At 76.8% G+C, this 4,628-nt stretch carries 3 protein-coding genes and 1 pseudogene; all 4 read right to left on the bottom strand.

Going from position 1 to position 4,628, the window contains the following annotated elements:
- Positions 1-102: 102 nt before the first annotated feature.
- Positions 103-846, bottom strand: coding sequence for a polysaccharide deacetylase family protein (locus ACI79I_RS24265; protein WP_456995119.1), 744 nt, complete (start codon positions 844-846; stop codon positions 103-105).
- A complete protein-coding gene (locus tag ACI79I_RS24260) occupies positions 843-1,862 on the bottom strand; it encodes a glycosyltransferase family 2 protein (protein ID WP_456995117.1) in 1,020 nt (339 codons plus the stop codon). The genes ACI79I_RS24265 and ACI79I_RS24260 overlap by 4 nt, the downstream gene beginning before the upstream one ends.
- On the bottom strand, positions 1,859-4,057 hold the full coding sequence (locus ACI79I_RS24255) for a glycosyltransferase (RefSeq protein ID WP_456995115.1): 2,199 nt from the start codon (positions 4,055-4,057) through the stop codon (positions 1,859-1,861). Before ACI79I_RS24255 ends, ACI79I_RS24260 begins: the two co-directional genes overlap by 4 nt.
- Before the next feature lie 155 nt (positions 4,058-4,212).
- Positions 4,213-4,628, bottom strand: a pseudogene (locus ACI79I_RS24250) (PKD domain-containing protein); the annotation flags it as partial.

Below are 4,628 nucleotides of genomic sequence, written 5' to 3'. Positions count from 1 at the left end.
GGGGTGGTTACTCATGATGGAGACGCGGGGGCGGAGACCCATGGGACGAGCGGGGCCCGCGTCACGGGTGACGGGGGCCCCGCTCGTCCTGCGGTGTCCGGCTCAGCCGGGGAACCAGGTCTCCCGCACCAGGTCGCCGGCGGCCAGCGCCTGCTCCAGCGAGCGGGCGGAGAGCCCCCGCTCGGCGTAGCCGTCGAGGACGCCGCTGATCAGCTCGCCGCGGTCCAGGACCGGGGGCGGCCCGTCACAGGCGCCGTCCTCGGGTCCGGCGAACCCGTCGTGGGCGAGCACGATCGCGCCCGGCCGGATGCCCTGCTGGGCCTTGGCGACCCGCTCGGCGACCGACACGTCCTTCCAGTCCCACGTCGTGGGACCCCACAGCACCGGGAGGAGCCCGGCACCGGTGACCGCGCGCCAGTTGCGCATCGTCTGCCGGCCGTAGGGCGGGCGGAACCAGCGCACCGGGCGACCGGTCGCGTCCTCCAGCTCCGCCTTGCCGGCGCGGACCAGCCGGCCCACCTCCTCGGGCGGCAGGGTCGGCAGCGCCCGGTGGTCGACGCCGTGCAGCGCCACCTCGTGGCCGGCGGCGACGACCTCGTCGAGCAGGCCGCGGTGCTTGCGGACGCGGGTCAACAGCACGAAGAACGTCGCGGTCGCCCCGGCGTCGGCCAGGGCCGGGAGCACCCGGTCGGTGCCCCCCGGCTCGGGGCCGTCGTCGAAGGTCAGGACGACGTGCGGCGCGTCGGTGCGCAGCTCGACCGCTGAGCCGAGCACGGTCCCGGCACCTCGCCGGACCGTGCGCCGGGCGGCCTTGGCCACCGTCCTCGCCGTCGCGAGCGCGGTCATCGGGCGACTCCCCTCAGCAGCCGCCAGCGGCGGCCCGATCGTGCGTACTCCTCGTAGACCACCCCGCAGGCCGCCCCTGCCATGCCGGCGCCCCGGCAGACCAACCGCAGCCCGCGGGCCTGGTGCCGGTGGGACCGGCGCAGCAGGCCCCAGGTCCACCGGGCTGTGCCGCACGCGGCGCGCAGCAGTCCGCCGGCGACCGCGCGGACCCGCACGCCCAGCCGTGCCGCGGCACCGTCGGTCAGGCGCAGGTCGATGAGGACGGTGGCGTTGCCGTGGCTGTAGGCGCGGGTCAGCACCCAGGCCCGGGTCATCCGGTGCAGCGGCACCTGGTCGACCGCGGCGGACTCGTCGCACCACACCAGCGCTGCGCCGGCGCGGGCCAGCGACCGGCTGAAGAGCGTGTCCTCGCCACCGCCGAGACCCAGCGCGGACTCGAACCGCACGCCGGCGGCGCGCACCTGGTCCAGGTCGAGCAGGAGGTTGCCGCAGGCGGCGACGTCGATCGCGGTACCGGTGGGCATCCGGCGGCGGACGAAGAACTCCCCCGCACCGATCCACGGGTCCAGCTCGCCGGCGTACTCGGCGAGGATCCGGCCGGACACGGCCGCTGCCCGGCTGTCCGACCAGGTGTCCAGCAGGCCGGCCAGCCACCCGGGCATCGGCCGCTCGTCGTCGTCGATGAAGGCCAGGAGTCGGGAGCCGGCCGCCTCGTCCAGGGCGCGGTTGCGCACGGCGGCGATCCCCGGCGTCGGCTCGGCGACGTACCGGAGCCCCGACGTGCCCACCCCGGCGACCGTCGCGGCGGCGCCGCCGTCGGGGTCGTTGTCCACCACGAGCACCTCGACGGCGTACCGGCCGCCCGAGGCGCCGGCCACCTCCCTCGCCTGCTCGAGCAGCATCGGCAGCAGGGCCCGCAGGTCGTCGGGACGGCGGTACGTCGGCACGGCGACGGTGACGCCCACGACGTCCCGGGCCTGCGCCGGGGCGGCCGGGACGGTGGTCGGCAGGCTCATGACAGGCGTCCCAGCACCGGTGCTCCTCGCTCGACTCGGTTCGTCGGGGGTGCGGTCGCGGCGTCCGGACGCGGGAGCACGACGTGCGCCAGCAGCTCCCGGTAGCGGCCGGGGTGGTGCCGCCGCCGGGCCTCCGCGGCATCGGCCACCGCCGCCGACCGGGACCGCGCCCAGTCGGCGAGCACGGCCTCGACGGCGTCGGCCCAGAGCGCGGGCCGGCCCGGCGCGACCGCCCGTGCGGAGCCGTACCCGGCGACCGCCTCGCGCAGCCCGCCGAGCGCGCTGACGATCGGAGGCCGCGCGGCCAGCACCGCCTCGACCGCGGTGTTGCCGAAGGACTCGTCCAGCAGCGACGGGACGAGCACCACGTCGGCCTGCTCGAGGACCGGCCGGACGTCGGGGCGGAACCCGAGGAACTCGACCCGGTCGGCCAGCCCGTCGGCGGCCACCGCGGCCCGCAGCTCCTCCTCGAACCACTCGTAGCCCGCGAAGACCGAGCCGAGCAGCGACAGGCGGGCATCGACCCCGCGGGCGAGCAGCTCGCGCAGCGTGGCGATCGCGACGTCGGGCCCCTTGCGCGGGGAGAGCCGGCCGACGAACAGCAGCCGCACCGGACCGTCGAGGTCGGCGCGGGCGGGCTCGGGGGCGGCCGGTCCGGGGACCGGGTTGGGCACCACGGTCGTCCGGCCGGCGAGCGCGGGCAGCAGCCCGGTCAGCACGTCCCGGGTGAACCGGCTGTTGGCCACCACGGTGGAGGCGGCCAGCAGCGGCAGGAGCAGCACCCGGTGGAGTGCGGCCGGGCCGGGCCACTCCGCCTCGTGCACGTGGCAGACCACGCGGCGGCGGGCGACCCGGGCGAGCAGCAGCCAGGTCGGCAGGATCGTCGTGCTGACGTAGACGCCGTCCCGCCCGGCCCGCCGCAGCAGGGTCAGCGCGGGCACCAGCCCGAGGACGGCGTCGCGCACCAACCCCAGCATCCCGGCCGGGCGCAGCACCGCCTTGCGCAGGACCGGCATCCGACAGACGACCACGCGGGCGCCACGGCGCTCGAGCTCGACTCCCAGCGGGCCGGGGCCGGGCAGGGCCACCACCACGTCGGCGCCGGGCACGAGGGCCGTGACCGACTCCAGGAACACGCGGTCCGAGCCGTACAGTTCGGCACCGGGGTGCACGAGCAGGACCGACGAGCGCTCCGGCCTGCGGGCAGACCGCCCGACCAGGGCACCGAGGACCAGGAGGACGCCGGCCAGCGAGCCCGACACCGCCGCCCACAGCAGCCGGGGCGAGTGCACGAGCTGGCGGCGGCCGCCGCGGAGCAGGATCTCCCAGCTGACCGCCGGGGTGGTGAGCACCCAGCGCAGCAGCCGGCGGCGCCCGAGGTGGCGGGCGGCGAACAGCAGCCGGTTGCGGCAGTTGTAGCGGTAGTAGAGCGCCGACTTCGCCTGGCCGCGGCGCCCGTCGTCGTGGGTGCCGCCCTCGTCGTGGACGGCGACCAGGTCCTCCCGCAGGACCACCGAGCCGCCGGCGGCGACCGCCCGGTAGCCGAGGTCGACGTCCTCCCAGTAGAGGAAGTAGCCCTCGTCGAAGCCGCCGATGCGGGCCAGCAGCTCGTCGTGGACGACCACGCACGCGCCGCACAGCCAGTCGCCCGGGTCCTGGGGCCCGTCGGTGCCCGCGGGCACGCTGCGGATCCGCCCGTCGCGCAGGTCGGTCCGGGCCTTGCGGAAGACCGTGCGCCCGGCGGAGTCGACCAGCAGGGGGCTGATCAGCGCCAGCGGCTCCCGCGTGCTGTGCGCCCGCAGCTCGGCGACGACGGACGGGGTGATGACGGCGTCGGGGTTGAGGAACAGGAAGGTCCGGCAGCCCAGCTCGCGGGCGGCCGCGACGCCGGCGTTGCAGGCGGCGCCGAACCCGCGGTTGTCCGGCATGCCGACGACGTGCCAGCCCTGCGCGGCGCCCAGCTCCTCGACGTCGCGCCGGTTCTCCGCCGAGGAGAAGTTGTCGACCACGACGACGTGCACGCCGTCCGTCGCGAGGCCCGCGGTCGCCAGGGTGCGCCGCAGGAGGTCCGCCGAGCCGTACGACACGACGACGATGCCGAGGACGTCCCCACCCGCCGCCGGGGGTGCGGGTGGCCGGTCCGACGCGGTCCGCTCCCGGGACCCTCCGCCCGACGCTGCCGCCGATGGGCTCATGGTGCTGCTCCCCCTCCCCCGGCCGTGCCGACGGCCGGGCTGGTCGATCGTGCTGTGCGGGCGGCGCCCCGTCGTCCCCCGACGGGGTGACCCCGGGACGACCTCACCCCCGGCGGGGAGCCCGCCGGGGGTGAGGGGTGAGGACCGCGACCGGGTCAGCGGACCGCCGGGGTCTCCCCCGCCGCGCCGGCCCACAGGTCGTCGATCCGGAAGACCTGGGTCCGCGTCGCGGTGGAGGCGGTGTAGGTCTCCAGGTAGACCCCACCCGGGGCCTGCAGGGCGGCGGTGCCGTCGGTGCGGGTCAGCGTCCAGTCAGTCGGCTCGACCGCGCCGTCCGTCCACGCCTTGGCCTTCAGCGTCGTCGTCCCGTTCCCGGTCACCTCCAGCCGCACGGTGATCGCGCTGCCGGCCGTATAGGTGCCCGGCAGCCGGACGGTCCCCAGCACGGTCTCGGTGCCGTTGACGTACCGGTCCAGCCGCAGGTCGACCAGCCCGGAGGCCTGGAACCGCAGCGTCGCCCGGTAGTCGCTGGTGCCGATCCGCCGGCCGGCGAGGCTGATGTAGGCCCCGC

The sequence above is a fragment of the Geodermatophilus sp. SYSU D01105 genome, from assembly GCF_054050095.1.
Note: the sequence above shows the minus strand (reverse complement) of the source record. Positions and strands in the feature narration are given on the sequence as shown.

Excerpts from the sequence above, each read along its gene's own strand:
- ACI79I_RS24255 (WP_456995115.1), bottom strand. The coding sequence starts at position 4,057 with ATGAGCCCATCGGCGGCAGCGTCGGGCGGAGGGTCCCGGGAGCGGACC.
- ACI79I_RS24265 (WP_456995119.1), bottom strand. The coding sequence starts at position 846 with ATGACCGCGCTCGCGACGGCGAGGACGGTGGCCAAGGCCGCCCGGCGC.
- ACI79I_RS24260 (WP_456995117.1), bottom strand. The coding sequence starts at position 1,862 with ATGAGCCTGCCGACCACCGTCCCGGCCGCCCCGGCGCAGGCCCGGGAC.